We start from the raw sequence: 18334 nt of genomic DNA, 5'->3' as shown, positions 1-18334 counted from the left end.
TGTTAGTTACGTTTAACTTTTGATAAAGGGTGATCTTCGGGATATGTTGGGATCGCAGGTTTTGGTGTCCCTATCATGACGCACATTAAGGCTTCTTCTTCCCCATGGTTAAATAAACCACGATAAATGCCCGCAGGGACTGAAATTAGGTCACGCTCTTTCAGTACGGTTTCATACTCTTCATCGCCATCTTTTACAAACAACGTGATAGTGCCTTTCAACATAAAGAACACTTCTTCAACATCGGGGTGGAGGTGTAATGGCCCTTCACACTTGGCAGGGAGAACCATGGTGGAGAAGGTAAAGTTCTCTGCGGGAACGGTGTTGACATCATTAGCAACGCCAGTCGCACCCGTGCCGATATAGCGCATTTGTGCGCGGCGATATTTAGGGTCGTAATCCGCTTGGAATTTCAGGGCATTCCAGTCATATTTACGCCCTTCAAGGCGAGCAATGCGTGACTCAATCCATTGTGCCATTGGAATATCTTGTGGTTTGATTTGCGGTTGTGACATGGTGTTATCTCCAATAAAAAATGAATTAATATTTTTTCAGTAAAGGCACTAGTAACAAGCTGCCGAATAAACCTATGACGACGATAAATAACAGCCCGCTATCCATAGTGTGAGTGACGGTAATAAGAACTCCCATTGCCAGCGGTGCAGCGGCGCCAGCAAGGTTTCCTAACCCATTGAAAATACCGCCTGCTAATGCACTGACTTGCTTTTGTGTGGCTTTTGCGAGTAGAGCAAAGATATTTGGTGCGCCCGCCCCCCACATGAACATGCTAAATGCCATCATAAGAATGATGCTGTAGGTGCCAGTGAGAAATAACACACCAGCAAGGCCTAACACGGCACCAAGTAGTGAAATAAAACAAACGAGTGCGCGGCGATCGTAGCGATCTGATAACCACGCTCCGATGGCTTCACCAAATAACATGGCGATAAAGGGAAGGGATGACAGAATTCCCGCATGTTCTAAGTGAATGGATTTACCTTTAATTAAATAGCTGGGTAACCAACCATTCATTCCCCAAAGGTAGATAAGAAAAGCGATATTAAACATGCAGATAATCCAAAAATGGCTATTTTGGAATAAGCGTTTTTTATGGGCTCGCATCGCGGCCAATTGTTCCGCTGGAAGTGTTTCACCTGCTGTATTTTTAGTCTGAGCTTGACGATTGACTAAGTTGGGATGGCGAATACCAATCACCACAAGCCACCAAACAGGAACAGTAAAGGCGGCCATGACAAAAAATGTACTTTGCCAACCATAGTTATTTAGTAAATACAATGAGATAGGAAAGCCTAATGCTGCGCCTAACGGTGTGCCTAATAACCACATCATGGTGGCACGCGCTTGCATTTTTGGCGGAAAGGTACGGCGCACAATGGCGTAAGCGATTGCCAGCAAAGGCCCTTCGGCAATTCCTAGCAATACACGCAGAAAAACCATCGTGCCATAGTGGTGTGTGAATCCCATAAAAATCATGAGAAAACACCAGCTACTGATCATAAATAGCAGCATTTTGGTGGGGTGAAATTTATCGCCAATACCGCTTAGTAGCATGGAAGAAACACCATAAGCGAATAAAAATGCGCTCATCAGTAACCCCAAACGGGTTGGGTCAAAATCAATTCCCAGAGCTTGCTGAAATTTTTCGTCAGAAAATAGAGCTGCAATACTGATTTTATCGAAGAAAGCCAGTAGTACACAGGAAAACAGCCCGATAGGGATCAACCAATTGATCTTTTCAGGAACATCTTGCTCGACTTGATCATGCTCTGAATTTTGTAAGGTTATAGTCTGATTAGCCATGAGATTTCTCCTGCTGGGCACTATTTCAGTGACATTAATGAAAATGTGGGATCAGCAAGTTGTGAAGGGTCCAATTTGCGGTGGCCTTGTATCCAACGTTTACCTAGTTTGATGGCACGTGCATCATTAAATGCAATCATTTGCACCAATTCATTGCTTTCATTTAAAGCAAAATGAACCTCTGAATTAGGGGTATACCGTTGAATATGTTTTAATTTTTGTGAGGTTGGGACACCTAAAATTTGGATGTTGTCCTGGTATTGATCTGACCATAACCAAGCGAGTTCATTGAACCCTTCAGACTGCGGGTTTAGCATGGCTTTTGCTGTGGTGATGGCTTGGTTTTGCGCATAAGCCCATGACTGTAAACATAAGGACAGTGTTGGATGGCAAGCGACGTCGCCCGCAGCGTAAATATTTGGGTGAGAAGTCTGCCCATGGTGATTAATCACAATACCGTGGGTAACATCAAGACCCGCTTCTTTGGCAAGTTCGAGATTTAATTCAACACCAATCCCCATAACAGCGAGATCGAAATTTTGCGAAGGCTGTTTTTGGCAACTAATTTGTAATCCACTTGTTGTCGGCTCGCCAAGTTCGATATCTCCACAATCGGTTATGACATGAACACCTGCTTGTGTGTGGCGTAATGCAAGAGCCTCTGAAACATTCTGCGGTACACTTCGTTCGCATAAGCGGCTTTGCCGCTCAAAAATCGTGACATCAATCCCCATTTTTCGAGCGGAAGCGGCAACTTCTAAGCCAATCCAACCACCACCAATAATGGCAATTTTTTGTGCAGAGAGCAGCGCACTACGTAATTTCTGCGCGTCATCCCATGAACGTAAGGCAAATACTTGTGGATGTTGCTGCCAACGATTCGACAGGTAGCGAGGCCGACCGCCTGTCGCGAGCAGTAATTTGTCAAACGTAATGGCACGACCATCACTTAAATAAATACATTGGGTTTGGCTATCAATTTTGGTGGCACGTAGTGGGCGAAACCACTGTAAATTTAAGGCATTAGTTTCTTGTTCGCTGAATAAGCGCGATAATGAAAAACTCTCCTGTGTCAATGCGGCTTTAGACAGCGGTGGGCGCTCATAAAAATCATGGTTTTCATCGCTGATCACCGAAATAATACCTTGATAACCTTCATCGCGTAGGGTTTTTGCTGCCCAACCACCTGCCTGACCCCCACCGATAATGACAATACCGCCTTGGATTAATGAGCTCATGGCGTTACTCCTTAACTTGGCGGCGAGTTTCATAATCGAGACCACCTTCCACAGCCCATTCCGTAAATGAAACTAAGGAATGTTCCAGTTCGCGTGGCTGCCATTTATCGGTTAGGTAATCGTCATTGGTGTAATATTCGAAAGCCCCACCTGTTGGGCTGTTGACATACCAAAAGTAAGCGGATGAGATAGGGTGCCGGCCTGGACCAATAAAGGTGCTCCATTGATGGCGGTTCATTGCCAGACCGCCGCCAATCACTTCATGGATATCACGAACCGTAAAAGCGACATGGTTGAGGCCGCTGCCACGATGAGGAAGCTTCAGCAAAAACAGGTTATGGTGGCAACCGTTTATTTGTGTCCGTAAAAAGACGGCACGGTCGATATAACGGTCTGAAACTTGAAAACCCAGTTTTTGGCAATAGAACGCTTCTGTAGAAGGTAAGTCATCAACAAAAAATACTACGTGACCGACGTTAATTGGCGTGGCTTTTTCGTAAACTGGGCTGGGTTTATCAATGCGGCGAATATCTCCCCATTGGTTGATAGCGGTGACCTCTAATTCAACCGTTTTTTGTTTACTAATAGTGAAAGCGACCGTCATGCCATTTGGGTCACGGCACTGTGCGCCATTTGACGTCAGTTGAAAACCATCACAAGGCCTAATTTTCTCAATGATCTCCTTGAGTTTATCTGGGCTTTCAACTCCCCACGTAATGCGACGCAGTGTTGAACCTGCTTCAAAAGGTACGGGTAAATTTGGATCTTGGTAGGAAAATAACTGTATTTCAGCACCCGATAACGTGGTGAATAACGAGGCGTTATCAGAGGCTGCTTGAAGGCCAAAATCATGTAAAAATTTCTGGCAGCTAGGGATATCTTCAACACCAAATTCTAATTTTTCTATTCCAATCACTGACATTGTAAAGTCCTCTATCGATTGGTGTTATTGCCAAAGGTTTTTTTGGGCAAAAAGAACCTGAGGCTTATGGCAATAAACCTAAAAATGTGTGGATGATATTCGGTTAACGCTAAACGGCTTTTGCTTGGCTCATGCCACCTATAAATTCAGTGAGTTTTTGGGCTGCATAGCTCACTTCATTTTGTAATCGCCGGCACTCTTGTGCAGGGATGCTATTCATTGGCACCATGATGCTAATCACCGCTTCTACGCCATTCGCTTGGTTATAAACAGGGTAAACAATGGATGAAATTCCTCGACGATAAAATGATTCACCAATCACATAGCCTCGCAGTTTGTCAGCTTGGATCATTTGCCAAAATTCCTGCTTGCTGCCTGCGTTGTCGGGTAGCTCATCGTCTGGGTAAAGTGCATCGAATTCAGCGCGAGTTAACCCACTGAGTAGCATACGACCGAGTGAGGTTCGATGGGCTAATAAACGCGTGCCTACGCTAACATGGTTAATTTTTGATTCTGCGCCACTGACTCTGGCGATGTAAATAATGTCTCGGCCATCTCGAATGACTAAATGGCTGTTACATTGGCTTCGGTCTCTGAGTTGCTCGATAATCGGCTGGCCTAACTGGGTTAAATCGAGCGATGCAATATAGCCAAGACCAAGGCTGAGTACTTTGCGGCCTAATGAAAATGCCCCAGTACGCGGGTGTTGGACGAGGAAATCCAAGTGCACTAAGGTTTGAATCGCACGGTAAGCCGTTGCTTTGGGCATATCGACTAAGCGAAGGATCTCGGCAAATGTGAGCTCACGGTGCTGTTCTGCAAGTAGCAAAAGAAGCTGTAGCCCTTTTTCCAAACCGGGTACCAGATATTTACATGTTGAATTCATGGTCCTCACCTCTTTACCGACAAAATGGCGAAATTAGTTAAAAATAAAGCCACCATTAACTGGGATTAGCTGTCCTGTAACAAAATCAGCCATAGGCGAAAGCAAGTACAAAGCGGTTCCTGTAACGTCTTCGGGCATCTGCTCCCCTTGTAATGCTCTGCCATTTTCATATAGCTGGTGGCGCTCGGCTGGGACGTATTGGGTCGCTTCGACTTTTGTGAGTCCCGGAGCAATCGCGTTGACGCAAATACGGTGAACTCCGAGTTCACGTGCCATTGAGCGTGTCATACTGATGATAGCCCCTTTACTGGCGACATAGGCCATCAGCTTGGGAGCTCCCCAAAGTGCGGTGTCAGAAGCAATATTGATAATTTTCCCGCGGGAGCTCTGCTTTAAAAAAGGAAGAGCAGCTTTGGTGACTAGCCACGTTCCTCTGACATTGACGGTCATAACCTTATCCCATAGCGCCAAGTCATATTCATCGAGCAGTTTTCCACCCACTCCTGTTGCCAGAGCCGCATTATTAATCAGCCCATCAATTGCACCTTGTTGGCCAATACTGTCGAATGCATGAGTGATTGAGTCAGGATCCGCTAAGTCGAGAGAAACACCTTGGGCTTCAAAACCTTGTTGCTGTATGGACTCGACACTTTCTTGTAATCGCTGTTCGAGGATGTCACACAAGATAACTTGAGCGCCTTGCTCTGCAGCGGCTTGTGCAAAGCTAAAGCCAAGCCCTCTTGCAGCGCCTGTGATTACGATGCGTTTTCCTGACAAGACATCATGCATTTTCAGTTTCCTTATTGTTTATTAAGTCAAACTGTTTCTTCGCTTCACGTTGCATAATGCGGCGTAGGCGAGATAACCCCACATCGTGTTGATAAAGAAACTCTTTATCCCGTGCATTTGGTGTGAGGTTTTCCAAAATAATGCGATCTTGTTCTAGGACATCCCAATGTAGCCCTTCTAGGCGGTTGCGGTACATAAAGCGCCATAAATCACGTTGCCAGTCTTTCACTTTGCGAATACGCCAAAAGAAAACTCGAGTGTGGTGACGGTCTTCAGGTACGACCATGCCGATAATCCAAAAGTGCCCGCCAGGGCCGAAGCGTTTTTGATATGGGATAGATAAACGTAGCCAATTTGCTCCTGTACTCGCAAATTCCACCCAGTCGAAGTTGACACCAATTTGGTCATTTTTACGGAAAATAAACCCATTTTTTGTTGCTTCTAGGATCATTTCTGATTGTTTATCACCTTCTGCCATTGAGTGTGATGATGAATGGAGATAGGTGCCATGCATTGGGTCCATCACGTTTTCTAATGCATATTGGTAATTGCATTTCCACGATGCAGTGCAGAGGAAATTGCTATGGTTTTCGTCATCAGCTAACTCTTCAGGAAACTCAAGGGCTGGAGGTGTTTCACCGTCAACTACCGCAAAATAGAGGAAGATAGCGCCATGAATTTCTTGAACGGGATAGGTTTTTAAACATTTTTGACCTTCAAGAGGGCATTGACTGACCGCTGGAACATCTTTAACGACGCCATCACCACCGACTTCGACGCCGTGGTACCAACAGGCAATACGTTCACCTAGGTTCCAACCCATTGATAAACGGGCTCCGCGGTGTGGGCATCTGTCTTCTAGTGCGTGAATTTGGCCTTTATCATCACGCCAAAGGACAATTTGTTCTTCTAAACGGGTAATACCGATGGGGTCGCTGCTCACTTCCCAACTGGATAATACGGGGTACCATTGCCCTCGTAATCCGACATCGAGGTAATCTTGATAGTTTTGAAGTTGTGTATTCGTTGTCATCGTTTGCTTCCGTTTATCAAAAGTGTTTTTGTTTTATTTTCTTTTTATGACAATGTATTAGTAACCATTGACAAGAAGAAATTCGCGGAAACTGCTGGTAGACCAAGGGTGCCCTTGTCGGTCATATAATTGTTGTTGATTTAATGCGCTAACTAATTCTTCAAGTGATTCAGTGCCTGCGGCGAATAGCGTTTCCAGTGCAAAAATAAGTTTATTTTCATATTCATCTGGGAGACGTGAACGTGTTTGCCAAACGATATTCGGTGCACTTCCTGGTGCCTGAATACTGCCTTTACCGCCTTCTCGCGCTGGGATGATTTGGTTATTCGCCGGCAAATACGGGTTAAAATTTTGAATGGGTTCCATTTCTACTCCTCAATCAAACTGATTTCGATTTGGTTGTCGTGAACGCGTGTTTGGTAGGTTTTGAGATCTCGCCCACCGGGTTCGCGTAAACATTTACCTGTTTTAATATCAAAAACGGCTTCATGTAATGGGCATTCCACTTTGCCATCTTCAACAAAACCTTGGCTTAACAGAGCGTAGGCATGTGGGCAAACATCTTCTAAGGCATAATATTGGTCTTCAACTAAGAAGATCCCAATTTCGGCATTATCAACTTTGGCGGAAAAAGGAAATTCTTCTTGAACTTGTGAGATATCGCAGACTGCAACCCAGCTCATGGTTTTCTCCTTTTGAATGTGCTGTAACATTTTGTTTCATAGGTGAAACATTGTTTTTTATTTAAAACCAGATTAATTGTATGGATGATTATTAGTCAATCAAATGTTGGCTGTATGTAAAATATTCGTTTCAAAATGTGGGGCGTGTCGAGGTTATGATGGAGTTTGGTTTCATATGAGAAACTTGTGAAAGATTTATTCAAATAGGACTACTCATTTACGGTGTTTGGGGGGATGAGTTATGGAGAAAAGTGAAAAATAAGCTATAGGATAATAGGCTCAGTATATAAGTTAATATCAATAGGATATTAAGAGATTACATGCAATATCCTATTGATGATATATTCAAATAAACTATTTCACCTCAAAACGTTGTAAGTCCTTACTGACCGTTACTGGACCTGAGTATTGTTTTCTCACTTCATTAATCCACACATCGTCGGTAATGGATGGGTCATCTGCAGGAACTAAGTGGGTAAGTACAAGGTGTTTTACATTGGCTTGTTGGGCTATTTTGCCGACATCTTCTGCGGTCGTATGGTGGGAAATAATCGCTTTTGCCAGCGTTGAACCGTTGCCGATACGATTTGCTAAATTTTCCACCCCAGAAACTAAGACGACTTCACTGATTAAATAGTCAGCATCTTTAGCAAATTCAATGATTTGGCTATTATCAATCATATCACCAGTAATAACGATAGTTTTTCCGCCAGATTGTATTTTATAAGCGAGGGCTTCGTCTGAGTTAAAAGGTGGGTGTGGAACAAATAAGGCACTAATTTCGACATCATCATTCTTGAGTACAGGCCCTTCTTGAATATCTTTTGCTGTAACCATTTGGCGCAAATCAGGTTTACCTTCATCTTTAACGCGTAAATCAATATCGCGACTAAATGTATCCCAAACACCTTTTGTCATACTTTCCGTTCCAACAGGGCCATAAACAGCGATATTATGGTTTAAACCACTGTTCCAGGCATTTAACAGTAGGGCTGGGTAATCGGCAACATGGTCACTGTGAAGGTGGGTAATAAAGATAGAATCAAGGTTTTTTAATGGGGCTTTTGATTGAACTAATCGCAAACTTGCTCCGTATCCCGCATCAAATAGGTATATTTTATCGTTCTTGATAAATGCTGTAGATTGCGGCAAGCGTTTTTCATTTAATAAGGAAGGACCGCCTTTTGTTCCAAGCGTAATAATTTCATCTGCACTAGCTAGATGGCTAGCACCAAATAGCGCAGCACCGATAGAAAGAGAAACGAAAAGTTGTTTTAATTTCAAAGTATCACCTCTTTATATTATTAATAGATTGAGTTTTTTTATGAATAATATTCATTTATCCCAAGATGTTGCTATATTGTTAATATGTGAATGAGTCTACGTTTATGTATGACGGGATACTATCGTTCTTATGGACTAGGTGAATGATTTAGAAAGGTTATTTATGTTGATTTATAGAAAATAATTCTGAAAATAATTAATCAAATTAGCTATAATTCTAATATTATTTAATAGAGAAAGTTATATTGTTTACGCATTCAAGTTAAATTGGATTTTAAGTTTATATTTAAGACTGTTTAGAATTCTTAATGAATAAATGATAGGCTCTATTTTTTAATGCAATCATTATTGTATTGCTAATTAATGAATCGGTTTTTGAAAAATGAATCAGTCAATTGTACTTCCACGACTTTTCTTGATCTCAAGTGAAGCTTTTTTTATGTTTTAGCGCGAAAATATCCTTACAGTGGTAAGAGGATATCTCAGTGAAAAGTGGTATACAGTTACGCATTAAAGGGAAAGTTCAGGGGGTCGGGTTTCGCCCTTATGTTTGGCAATTAGCCCACCAATGCAAACTATTAGGTGATGTCTGTAATGATGGCGAAGGGGTGCTAGTGCGCTTATGTATTGATTCGGATATCACTGAATTTACCCAGTTATTGTACCAAAACTGCCCACCGTTAGCCCATATAGAAAGTATTGAACCGCAATCTTTTCAATGGGATAAATTACCCAACGCATTTACTATTCGCCGTAGTGGTGAAGGCAAAATGGATACCCAAGTGATCCCTGATGCCGCCACTTGCGATGCATGCCAACAAGAGCTTTTCACTCCATCAAATAGGCGCTTTCATTACCCATTCATAAATTGCACGCATTGCGGCCCGCGTTTCACGATAATTCGCCATATGCCTTATGACAGGCCCAATACCGCAATGGCTGATTTTCCCTTGTGCCCTAATTGTTTAGAGGAATATCAATCCCCAGCAGATAGACGATTTCATGCACAACCCAATGCGTGCGCGGTGTGTGGCCCTGAAATTAAATTATGCGACTCATCAGGAAAAACGATTGCAAATAAAGAGAACGCATTACTCTTGGCTGCTCAACAGCTATTGGCAGGGAAAATTGTTGCTATTAAAGGGATCGGGGGCTTTCACCTTGCTTGTGATGCGAGTCATGATGAGACGGTAGAGGCTTTGCGCGTTCGTAAATGCCGCCCAACTAAGCCACTGGCGGTAATGATCCCATCACTGAATTGGTTAGAGTTGCACAATATGCCGCCTAGTGATGGGCTATGTGCATTATTAAAAAGCCCAGCAGCCCCGATTGTATTGATCAAAAATTGGAAAAATCATGTATTAAGCCAATATATTGCGCCAAACCTAGCGGAAGTCGGTGTCATGTTGCCGTCTAATCCGTTGCAACACCTATTAATGGCACAAGTTAATCGCCCATTAGTGATGACGTCAGGAAATGTATCTGGAAAGCCCCCTGTGTTGAGTGAGCAAGCTGCGCTGGCAGATTTAGCCAATATCGCTGACGTTTACCTCACTCATAATCGCGATATCGTCCAACGTGCAGATGACTCATTGGTGCGTTATCATGATGGGAAAGCGGAAATGCTCCGCCGTGCACGGGGCTATGTTCCTGATGCCATTGACTTACCTGAAGGGTTTGAAAATTCGCCATCAATACTGGCCTTAGGGGCGGATCTTAAAAATACCTTTTGTTTATTGCGAGACAAAAGTGCGGTAATGAGCCAACATTTTGGCGATCTTGATGACATGGATATTTTCGAACAATATCAGTCTGCGATTGCATTATTTGAATCTATTTATCGTTTCACGCCAGCAGCGATAGTCAGTGATAGGCATCCTAGTTATGTGAGTACGCGCTATGGGGAGGCGTTATCACAGCAATTACAAATTCCATTACTAAAAGTGCAGCATCATCATGCGCATATTGCTGCGGTAATGGCCGAGCATGGCTTACCGTTAAATAGTAATAAAGTTATTGGGTTAGCTCTCGATGGGTTGGGGTATGGCGATGACGACCGCTTATGGGGAGGTGAATGCTTACTGGTGGATTATAAGTCCAGTCAATATCTAGGGGGGTTACCTCCAGTTGCACTACCGGGAGGGGAATTAGCTTCTCGCCAGCCATGGCGTAATTTCCTTGCTCATTGTTTACAGTTTGTTCCCCAGTGGCAAAAGCAAGAAAGTGCCGCTTATTTAATGTCATTTCCTTGGCAAGGCTTACAAAAAGCAATTGAAAAAGGAATTAATAGCCCAATGGCTTCATCCACTGGGCGGCTTTTTGATGCGGTTGCTGCAGTGTTAGGTATTTGTACGGCGCAAACCAGTTGGGAAGGGGAAGCCGCTTGCCAACTTGAGGCGATTGCAATGAAGTCACCTGTGACTACGCATCCGGTCACTATGCCGTTAGTTGGTCAACAATTGGATTTACACACATTTTGGCAACAATGGATGACGTACTGTGCGCCTAAACCACAACGGGCGCATGCATTTCATGTGGCATTAGCGCAAGGTTTTGCCGAGCTTGCAAGGAAATCAGCGAACCAATATGGTACTAAGCAAATTGTTTTGTCAGGTGGTGTGATTCATAACCAACTATTGCGAGAGCTATTAGTGAATAATCTATCTGAGTTCGATGTGTTATATGCAAAACAATTTCCCATGGGCGATGGGGGGCTATCACTTGGGCAGGTAGCTATCGCTTCTGCAATATTGAAACATGAATCTATTATTGATGAATAGTATTATATTTATAAGATTGTATATCCACTTATAACTTTGCAGTTTATTATATTTAATGGATTATATTGTTTTTTTTGATATTGATTCTTATTTAGCATGTTCATGTTTATATTAATGGATTGTTTATTATTAATACACACATTCCGCTTAATTAATTAAGTTGCAATAATGAATTTCAATATAGCAATGAAAATAAAAGAATTTTATATTTTAAATGATGTGATATATAACGCATTATTGAAAATTAAATCCATTTATTTATATTTCTTTTCTTTTTTCAATACGGTTTACTGAATCGATTTTTCTAGCAAATATATAAAAAAATTAAAATTTCTTATTGCCTCTTGATGAAGATCAAATGATTTGGACGCGGTAGGAATAGGATCTTATTTTATATTTATGCATCAGGTTACTTAAATAAGAATTTATTTCATTAGACTTAGTTTTGTTAACTTTTTAAATAGAAAAATACAAGCCAAAGGTGTGTGCCTCATTTGTACACAGGGCTTTGTGGTATCTATAACCTTAAGATAATAAACAAAAATTGCCTAATGAATAGGTTCTAAGCCACCCATAATAATAGGAAAAAAGAATGATAGGAGATAACTCTATTATTTCTTCGCATGGCATTAACCGCCGTGATTTTATGAAGTTATGTACAGCACTGGCCGCGACAATGGGATTAAGCGGGAAGGCTGCAGCCCAAATAGCGGAATCTATTAGTGACCCAGCACGGCCACCGGTCATTTGGATTGGTGCCCAAGAGTGTACGGGATGTACAGAATCTTTGTTGTGTTCCACTCATCCTACGTTAGAAAATTTAATTCTCGATACCATTTCATTGGAATACCACGAGGTGTTGTCTGCTGCCTTTGGTGAGCAAGTTGAGCAAAACAAACATAACGCAATTGAAAAGTACAAAGGAAAATATGTTTTAGTTGTCGATGGTTCTATCCCACTAAAAGATAACGGTATTTATTGCATGGTAGCGGGTAAGCCGATTGTTGAGCATATTCGTGAAGTGGCTGAACACGCCGCAGCTGTGATTGCGATTGGTTCTTGCGCTTCGTGGGGTGGTGTTGCTGCAGCAGGCGATAACCCAACAGGAGCTGTGGGTTTAAACCAAGTGATTAAAGATAAAACAGTTATCAATATTCCAGGTTGCCCGCCTAATCCACATAATTTCCTTGCGACAGTCGCGCACTTAATTACGTTTAATCGCCCACCAAAATTGGATAGTAAAAATCGTCCAATGTTCGCGTACGGTCGTTTAATTCATGAACACTGTGAGCGTCGCCCTCATTTTGATGCGGGCCGCTTCGCAAAAGAGTTCGGTGATGATGGTCATCGTGAAGGTTGGTGTTTATACCATTTAGGCTGTAAGGGGCCTGAAACTTACGGGAACTGTTCCACATTACAATTCTGTGATGTTGGCGGTGTCTGGCCTGTGGCAATTGGTCACCCTTGTTATGGCTGTAATGAGGAAAATGTCGGCTTTCACAAAGCGATCCATCAGTTGGCGAGCGTGGAAAACCCAACACCACGGGTGGATAAACCGGATGTCAATAATCGTGAAGGTGGCCAAATTTCATCTACTGCTGTGGGATTAATCGGTGGTGTTGTCGGGTTAGTGGCTGGCGTCAGCGTGATGGCGGTACGTGAATTAGGCCGTCAAAAACGCCAACAAGATACTGACTCACGGGGAGAATAACCGTGAATAGACGAAATTTTCTGAAACTCTCCGCGGGGGGAGCATTACTTGCGGGAAGTTCACCCAGTTTGGCGGGGCCTGAAAACCGTCCGCCGATTCCCAATTCTTTGGGAATGCTATATGACTCGACCCTGTGTATTGGGTGTCAGGCATGCGTGACAAAATGCCAAGATATTAACCATCCGGAACGTAACCCGGTCGGGGAACAAACTTGGTCAAATAATGACAAACTAACCCCTTATACCAACAATATTATTCAGGTTTGGAGTAGCGGAACAGGCGTTAATAAAGACCAAGAAAAAGACGGTTACGCCTACATTAAAAAACAATGTATGCATTGTGTTGACCCTAACTGTGTGTCGGTTTGCCCTGTTCAAGCCCTGAAGAAAGACCCAAAAACTGGCATTGTTCATTACGATGCCAGCGTATGTACCGGCTGCCGTTATTGCATGGTGGCGTGTCCTTTTAATATTCCGAAATATGCCTACGATGACAAATTTGGCGCAATTCATAAATGCGAGTTATGTAACCAAAAAGGTGTCGAACGTTTAGATAAAGGCGGCTTACCCGGTTGTGTTGAAGTTTGTCCAACGGGCGCGGTGATTTTCGGAACGCGAGAAGAATTGCTCGCGGAAGCCAAAAAACGCTTAACACTCAAAGTGGGTGATGAGTACGGTTACCCACGACAAACCTTACATAGCAATGACCCGAATGTCATTAAAGTACCGAAATATGAGGCTCATGTTTATGGCGAGATCGAAGGCGGTGGCACGCAAGTTATTGTTCTTTCAGGTGTACCCTATCAAAACCTTGGGCTGCCTGAGTTAGAACAGTTGTCCACAGGAGCCCGTTCTGAGTATGTGCAGCACACGCTTTATAAAGGCATGGTACTGCCATTGGCCGCGTTGGCTGGGTTGAGTTTCTTGGTGTATCGCAATACCAAGAATGACAAACACGAAGGAGATGACTCAAATGACGACGCATCATAAAGAACAGCCGCTAGGCGGGCGTTTAGTCAGTTGGCCAATCATGGTATTTGGACCCTTAGTGCTGATTTGTGTCATCTTGATAGTTAAACGTTTAGTCTTCGGCCTAGGTTCAGTTTCTGACCTAAATGGTGGCTATCCTTGGGGAATTTGGATTGCTTTTGACTTACTGATTGGAACCGGTTTTGCTTGTGGTGGTTGGGCGCTGGCTTGGGCAGTATATGTATTTAACCGCGGTGAATATCATCCGTTAGTGCGTCCCGCACTATTAGCCAGTTTGTTCGGTTACTCTCTCGGTGGGTTGTCCATCACCATTGACGTAGGTCGCTACTGGAACTTGCCTTACTTTTACATTCCTGGTTTCTTTAACACCAATTCGGTGCTGTTTGAAACTGCGGTTTGTATGACGATTTATATTGGTGTGATGGCATTGGAATTTGCCCCCGCACTGTGTGAACGTTTTGGTTGGAAAGTTTCGTTAAAACGCTTAAATAAAGTGATGTTTTTCATTATTGCGCTAGGAGCGTTATTGCCGATGATGCACCAATCATCAATGGGTTCATTGATGATTTCGGCAGGGTATAAAGTTCATCCTATTTGGCAAAGTTATGAAATGCTGCCATTACTCTCATTACTAACCGCATTCATTATGGGCTTTTCGATTGTCATTTTTGAAGGGTCATTACTCCAAGCCGCATTACGTGGGCAGGGCGCAGATGAACGACCACTGTTTGTTCGTATCACTCGTATCTTGCAGGTACTGTTAGTACTGTTTTTGGTCTGTCGTTTTGGGGAGCTGATTTATCGAGATAAATTGCACCATATCTTCAATACCGATTTCTACGCCATGATGTTCTGGATAGAAACCGCATTAATGGTTTTCCCATTGATTATTTTCCGCATGCCATCACTAAGAAATGATTCACGGTGGTTATATGCAAGCGGTTTAAGCATGTTGATTGGCGCTGCCATGTGGCGGATGAGCTATTCCCTCGTTGCATTCAACCCCGGAGGCGGATACGACTACTTCCCAACAACAGAAGAACTTTTAATTTCAATAGGTTTCGTGGCAATAGAGGTATGCGCTTATATCTTATTGATCCGCTTATTACCTGTTATTCCAGCATTGAAAAAAACAACGATGAGCCATTCAGAGGCCCGAGGTAAAGCATGAGCCAACGTATAACAATAGACCCAGTCACTCGTATCGAAGGTCACTTACGCATTGATTGTGAAATTGAAGATGGAAAAGTCACCAAGGCTTGGGCTTCAGGCACGATGTGGCGCGGTATGGAAGAGATAGTCAAAGGGAAAGACCCCCGTGATGCTTGGATGATTATGCAGCGTATCTGTGGGGTTTGTACTACAGTGCACGGTATTGTATCGGTACGCACCATTGAAAGTGCCTTAAATATTGATGTCCCTGTTAATGCGCAGTATATCCGTAATATGATTCTAGCCGCGCATACCATTCAAGACCATATTGTTCATTTCTATCAATTATCTGCGTTAGATTGGGTGGATATCACCTCTGCGCTGAATGCAGACCCCAATAAAGCGGCCGAAATCCTAAGAGGCGTTTCGACGTGGCCACTGAATAGCCCAGAAGAGTTCACACGAGTTCAAGACAAAATTAAAAAACTGGTTGCCAGTGGGCAATTGGGTATTTTTGCTAATGGGTATTGGGGGCACCCAGCGATGAAGCTGTCGCCTGAGGTAAACTTAATTGCCGTGGCCCACTATTTACAAGCCCTTGAATGTCAGCGAGATGCTAACCGTATTGTGGCGTTATTAGGCGGGAAAACACCGCATATTCAAAACCTTGCAGTTGGTGGTGTGGCAAACCCTATTAACCTTGATGGTGTCGGGGTTCTGAACCTTGAACGTTTGATGTATGTGAAATCCTTTATTGACCGTTTAGGGGATTTTATTGAGCAAGTGTATAAGATTGACGCAGCGGTGATTGCCGCGGGCTACCCTGAATGGCTCGAAGTCGGTCAAGGCGCGAAACATTACATGTGCATGCCTGAAATGCCAATGGATGGTAAAAACGGGAGCTTCCTATTACCGGGCGGTTATCTTGAAAACAGCGATTTTAGTACTTATCGCCCCATTACTAGCCATACAGACGAGTATTTGATCAACGGTATCAAAGAAAGTAGCAAACATGCATGGTACAAAGAAAATGAACCTCAAGCACCGTGGGAAGGTACCACGAACCCAGATTACACCGGTTGGGATGATGACGGTAAATATTCATGGGTAAAAGCACCGACTTTCTATGATAAAACCGTCGAAGTGGGGCCATTAGCAGACTTACTGTGCAAACTAGCGGCAAAACATGAACCGACAGAAAAACACTTTAATGATGTGGTAAACCTGTATCAAACATTGACAGGTAACAGTATTAGTGTGGATCAACTGCATTCAACATTGGGGCGGATTATCGGACGTAGTGTTCGTTGCTGTGTATTGAATGAAACCTTGTCAATTCAATGGCAAGCGCTGGTGGACAACATCGCAAAAGGGGATCACACCACCTTTGTAAAACCAATTTTCCCAGAAAATGTCACTATTAAAGGTGTTGGTTTTGGTGAAGTACCTCGAGGTTTGTTATCCCACTGGGTGGTTATCAAAGACGGTAAAATTGAAAATTACCAAGCGGTAGTACCTTCTACTTGGAACTCCGGCCCTCGTAATTTCAATGATGAGCCGGGCCCTTATGAGCAAGCATTGGTAGGAACTCCCGTTGCTGACCCATCTAAACCCCTTGAGGTGGTGCGAACCATTCACTCATTTGACCCTTGTATGTCTTGTGCGGTGCACATTGTTGACCCTGAAGGTGGCGAAGTCACTAAGGTTAAGGTGCTGTAATGCGTATTTTAGTCTTAGGTGTTGGCAATATACTGCTCAGCGATGAAGGTATTGGGGTACGCATCGTTGAGGCTTTAGAACAGCGCTATCATCTACCTGAATGCGTAGAAGTACTTGATGGCGGAACGGCAGGAATGGAGCTAATTGGCCCAATGGCGGATAGAGACCATTTAATTATTGCTGACGTCGTGTTATCGAGCCAGCAGGCTGGCTCGATTTTAGTCTTGCGCGATGACGAAGTTCCTGCGTTATTTACGCGTAAAATCTCCCCGCATCAACTCGGTTTATCAGATGTGCTATCGGCTTTGCATTTAACCGATGAATTCCCACAGAAGCTAACATTAGTGGGTGTTGTGCCTGAATCCCTCGAACCGCATATTGGTTTGACAGCAACTGGGCAGGCCGCTTTAGAGCCTGCTTTACAAAAGGTCATTGAGGTTTTGCGAAGCGAAGGCTTGGAAATCATAGCAAAAGAAGAGAGTTTGCATGCCGGATGAAATCTTAGGTTATGACACTAACCCTCGGCCTCTGGTGGAGGCCGCATTTACGCGCGTTGCTGAACAATCAATGCATGATTTGTCATTTTTGCATCCAACGATGCCAGTGCATGCCAGTGAATTCTCACTGTTTGACGGGCAATGGGTGGGCGTGGTGATCACGCCATGGATGCTCAGTGCGATTATTCTACCGGGGCCTGAACAATATTGGCCTCACCGCGTGGTCGGTGACAAGGTTGGGTTAATTCTTCCCTATGGTGAAATGACGTATACCGTGGGTGAATTAGACGGTTTAACTCAATATGTTGCTTGCTCATTAATGTCACCATTAGAAAAGAAAATGACACCGGAACAAGGTATTCACCTAGTGGATGATTGCCAGCGAATATTGCTATCGCTCCCAGTGAGTGACCCAAATATTCCTCAAGCACCTGAACGCAGGGCATTGTTTACCCGTCACTTAAGGGGGCAGGATGCATGAGATTTCGTTATGCCAAAGTACGATAGAAATTATTGAGCAGCAGGCGAAAAAAAATGCAGTTAGCCGAGTCACTGGTGTTTGGCTTGAAATTGGTGCGCTCTCTTGTGTTGAAGAGAGTGCCTTTCGCTTCAGCTTTGATGTCGTTTGCCGTGGTACGGTTGCAGAAGGCTGCCAGCTCCACATCATTTACTCGCCCGCACAAGCATGGTGTTGGGATTGCAGTGAAACGGTGGAGGTAGACAGCCACCAATCGGTTTGTCCACGCTGTCAGGGGCTGAACCTGAAAGTTGAGAGTGGAGAGAGTTTGCGCATCAAAGAGTTGGAAGTGGAATAGCTTTTGGAACTGACT

The 18334-nt window shown here is 43.6% G+C and carries 18 protein-coding genes; 8 read left to right on the top strand and 10 right to left on the bottom strand.

The features are described from left to right. Positions 1-2: 2 nt before the first annotated feature. From P3L37_RS15565 to P3L37_RS15520, 10 genes are all read right to left on the bottom strand, one after another. Positions 3-515 carry a cupin domain-containing protein gene (locus P3L37_RS15565; RefSeq protein ID WP_004908416.1) on the bottom strand — a complete coding sequence of 171 codons (513 nt, stop codon included), beginning with the start codon at positions 513-515 and terminating at the stop codon, positions 3-5. A gap of 25 nt (positions 516-540) precedes the next feature. Continuing rightward, the gene (locus tag P3L37_RS15560; protein WP_004908419.1) at positions 541-1821 is read right to left on the bottom strand and encodes an MFS transporter; all 1281 of its coding nucleotides are present in this window, start codon (positions 1819-1821) and stop codon (positions 541-543) included. Between the two features lie 20 nt (positions 1822-1841). Then, the gene (locus tag P3L37_RS15555; protein WP_109911736.1) at positions 1842-3059 is read right to left on the bottom strand and encodes an NAD(P)/FAD-dependent oxidoreductase; all 1218 of its coding nucleotides are present in this window, start codon (positions 3057-3059) and stop codon (positions 1842-1844) included. Between the two features lie 4 nt (positions 3060-3063). Beyond that, on the bottom strand, positions 3064-3981 hold the full coding sequence (locus tag P3L37_RS15550; protein WP_109911737.1) for a VOC family protein: 918 nt from the start codon (positions 3979-3981) through the stop codon (positions 3064-3066). A 109-nt stretch (positions 3982-4090) separates the two neighbouring features. After that, entirely contained in the window at positions 4091-4867 is a 777-nt protein-coding gene (locus tag P3L37_RS15545; RefSeq protein WP_004908423.1) for an IclR family transcriptional regulator, read from the bottom strand. 33 nt (positions 4868-4900) lie between these two features. Further along, a complete protein-coding gene (locus P3L37_RS15540) occupies positions 4901-5656 on the bottom strand; it encodes an SDR family oxidoreductase (protein WP_109911738.1) in 756 nt (251 codons plus the stop codon). Continuing rightward, a complete protein-coding gene (locus P3L37_RS15535; RefSeq protein WP_004908426.1) occupies positions 5649-6689 on the bottom strand; it encodes an aromatic ring-hydroxylating oxygenase subunit alpha in 1041 nt (346 codons plus the stop codon). Before P3L37_RS15535 ends, P3L37_RS15540 begins: the two co-directional genes overlap by 8 nt. Before the next feature lie 57 nt (positions 6690-6746). Continuing rightward, positions 6747-7055 (bottom strand): recombinase-like helix-turn-helix domain-containing protein, encoded by a 309-nt coding sequence (locus P3L37_RS15530; protein WP_004908428.1) that lies wholly within the window; start codon positions 7053-7055, stop codon positions 6747-6749. 2 nt (positions 7056-7057) lie between these two features. Further along, positions 7058-7372, bottom strand: coding sequence for a nitrite reductase small subunit NirD (gene nirD / locus P3L37_RS15525; protein WP_004908430.1), 315 nt, complete (start codon positions 7370-7372; stop codon positions 7058-7060). Positions 7373-7726: 354 nt separating this feature from the next. Next, positions 7727-8656, bottom strand: a complete 930-nt coding sequence (locus P3L37_RS15520) for an MBL fold metallo-hydrolase (protein WP_109911739.1) — start codon at positions 8654-8656, stop codon at positions 7727-7729. A gap of 485 nt (positions 8657-9141) precedes the next feature. On the opposite strand from P3L37_RS15520, the gene hypF reads away from it, so the two are divergent. From hypF to hypA, 8 genes are all read left to right on the top strand, one after another. Further along, positions 9142-11436 (top strand): carbamoyltransferase HypF, encoded by a 2295-nt coding sequence (hypF, locus tag P3L37_RS15515; protein ID WP_272667399.1) that lies wholly within the window; start codon positions 9142-9144, stop codon positions 11434-11436. Between the two features lie 592 nt (positions 11437-12028). Further along, positions 12029-13147, top strand: coding sequence for a hydrogenase 2 small subunit (gene hybO, locus P3L37_RS15510; RefSeq protein ID WP_004908437.1), 1119 nt, complete (start codon positions 12029-12031; stop codon positions 13145-13147). Positions 13148-13149: 2 nt separating this feature from the next. Continuing rightward, on the top strand, positions 13150-14136 hold the full coding sequence (gene hybA, locus P3L37_RS15505) for a hydrogenase 2 operon protein HybA (protein WP_004908439.1): 987 nt from the start codon (positions 13150-13152) through the stop codon (positions 14134-14136). Then, a complete protein-coding gene (hybB, locus tag P3L37_RS15500; protein ID WP_109911742.1) occupies positions 14120-15307 on the top strand; it encodes a Ni/Fe-hydrogenase cytochrome b subunit in 1188 nt (395 codons plus the stop codon). Before hybA ends, hybB begins: the two co-directional genes overlap by 17 nt. Further along, positions 15304-17007: a hydrogenase 2 large subunit gene (hybC, locus tag P3L37_RS15495; RefSeq protein ID WP_109911743.1), complete on the top strand. Its 1704-nt coding sequence runs from the start codon at positions 15304-15306 to the stop codon at positions 17005-17007. The genes hybB and hybC overlap by 4 nt, the downstream gene beginning before the upstream one ends. After that, the gene (locus P3L37_RS15490) at positions 17007-17504 is read left to right on the top strand and encodes a HyaD/HybD family hydrogenase maturation endopeptidase (protein ID WP_004908450.1); all 498 of its coding nucleotides are present in this window, start codon (positions 17007-17009) and stop codon (positions 17502-17504) included. The genes hybC and P3L37_RS15490 overlap by 1 nt, the downstream gene beginning before the upstream one ends. Then, positions 17494-17985 (top strand): hydrogenase-2 assembly chaperone, encoded by a 492-nt coding sequence (gene hybE / locus P3L37_RS15485; RefSeq protein ID WP_004908451.1) that lies wholly within the window; start codon positions 17494-17496, stop codon positions 17983-17985. The genes P3L37_RS15490 and hybE overlap by 11 nt, the downstream gene beginning before the upstream one ends. Beyond that, complete coding sequence (gene hypA, locus P3L37_RS15480) at positions 17978-18319, top strand: hydrogenase maturation nickel metallochaperone HypA (RefSeq protein ID WP_004908455.1); 342 nt, start codon at positions 17978-17980, stop codon at positions 18317-18319. The genes hybE and hypA overlap by 8 nt, the downstream gene beginning before the upstream one ends. Positions 18320-18334: the final 15 nt, after the last annotated feature.

The sequence above is a fragment of the Providencia sp. PROV114 genome, assembly GCF_032704305.1.
GTDB lineage: Bacteria > Pseudomonadota > Gammaproteobacteria > Enterobacterales > Enterobacteriaceae > Providencia > Providencia rettgeri.
This window is presented reverse-complemented; position numbering and strand designations above follow the sequence as displayed.

What these genes read in the sequence shown, in the direction of transcription:
- P3L37_RS15565 (WP_004908416.1), bottom strand. Translation starts at nt 515, where the DNA reads ATGTCACAACCGCAAATCAAACCACAAGATATTCCAATGGCACAATGG.
- P3L37_RS15560 (WP_004908419.1), bottom strand. Translation starts at nt 1,821, where the DNA reads ATGGCTAATCAGACTATAACCTTACAAAATTCAGAGCATGATCAAGTC.
- P3L37_RS15555 (WP_109911736.1), bottom strand. Translation starts at nt 3,059, where the DNA reads ATGAGCTCATTAATCCAAGGCGGTATTGTCATTATCGGTGGGGGTCAG.
- P3L37_RS15550 (WP_109911737.1), bottom strand. Translation starts at nt 3,981, where the DNA reads ATGTCAGTGATTGGAATAGAAAAATTAGAATTTGGTGTTGAAGATATC.
- P3L37_RS15545 (WP_004908423.1), bottom strand. Translation starts at nt 4,867, where the DNA reads ATGAATTCAACATGTAAATATCTGGTACCCGGTTTGGAAAAAGGGCTA.
- P3L37_RS15540 (WP_109911738.1), bottom strand. Translation starts at nt 5,656, where the DNA reads ATGCATGATGTCTTGTCAGGAAAACGCATCGTAATCACAGGCGCTGCA.
- P3L37_RS15535 (WP_004908426.1), bottom strand. Translation starts at nt 6,689, where the DNA reads ATGACAACGAATACACAACTTCAAAACTATCAAGATTACCTCGATGTC.
- P3L37_RS15530 (WP_004908428.1), bottom strand. Translation starts at nt 7,055, where the DNA reads ATGGAACCCATTCAAAATTTTAACCCGTATTTGCCGGCGAATAACCAA.
- nirD (WP_004908430.1), bottom strand. Translation starts at nt 7,372, where the DNA reads ATGAGCTGGGTTGCAGTCTGCGATATCTCACAAGTTCAAGAAGAATTT.
- hybO (WP_004908437.1), top strand. Translation starts at nt 12,029, where the DNA reads ATGATAGGAGATAACTCTATTATTTCTTCGCATGGCATTAACCGCCGT.
- hybB (WP_109911742.1), top strand. Translation starts at nt 14,120, where the DNA reads ATGACGACGCATCATAAAGAACAGCCGCTAGGCGGGCGTTTAGTCAGT.
- hybC (WP_109911743.1), top strand. Translation starts at nt 15,304, where the DNA reads ATGAGCCAACGTATAACAATAGACCCAGTCACTCGTATCGAAGGTCAC.
- P3L37_RS15490 (WP_004908450.1), top strand. Translation starts at nt 17,007, where the DNA reads ATGCGTATTTTAGTCTTAGGTGTTGGCAATATACTGCTCAGCGATGAA.
- hybE (WP_004908451.1), top strand. Translation starts at nt 17,494, where the DNA reads ATGCCGGATGAAATCTTAGGTTATGACACTAACCCTCGGCCTCTGGTG.
- hypA (WP_004908455.1), top strand. Translation starts at nt 17,978, where the DNA reads ATGCATGAGATTTCGTTATGCCAAAGTACGATAGAAATTATTGAGCAG.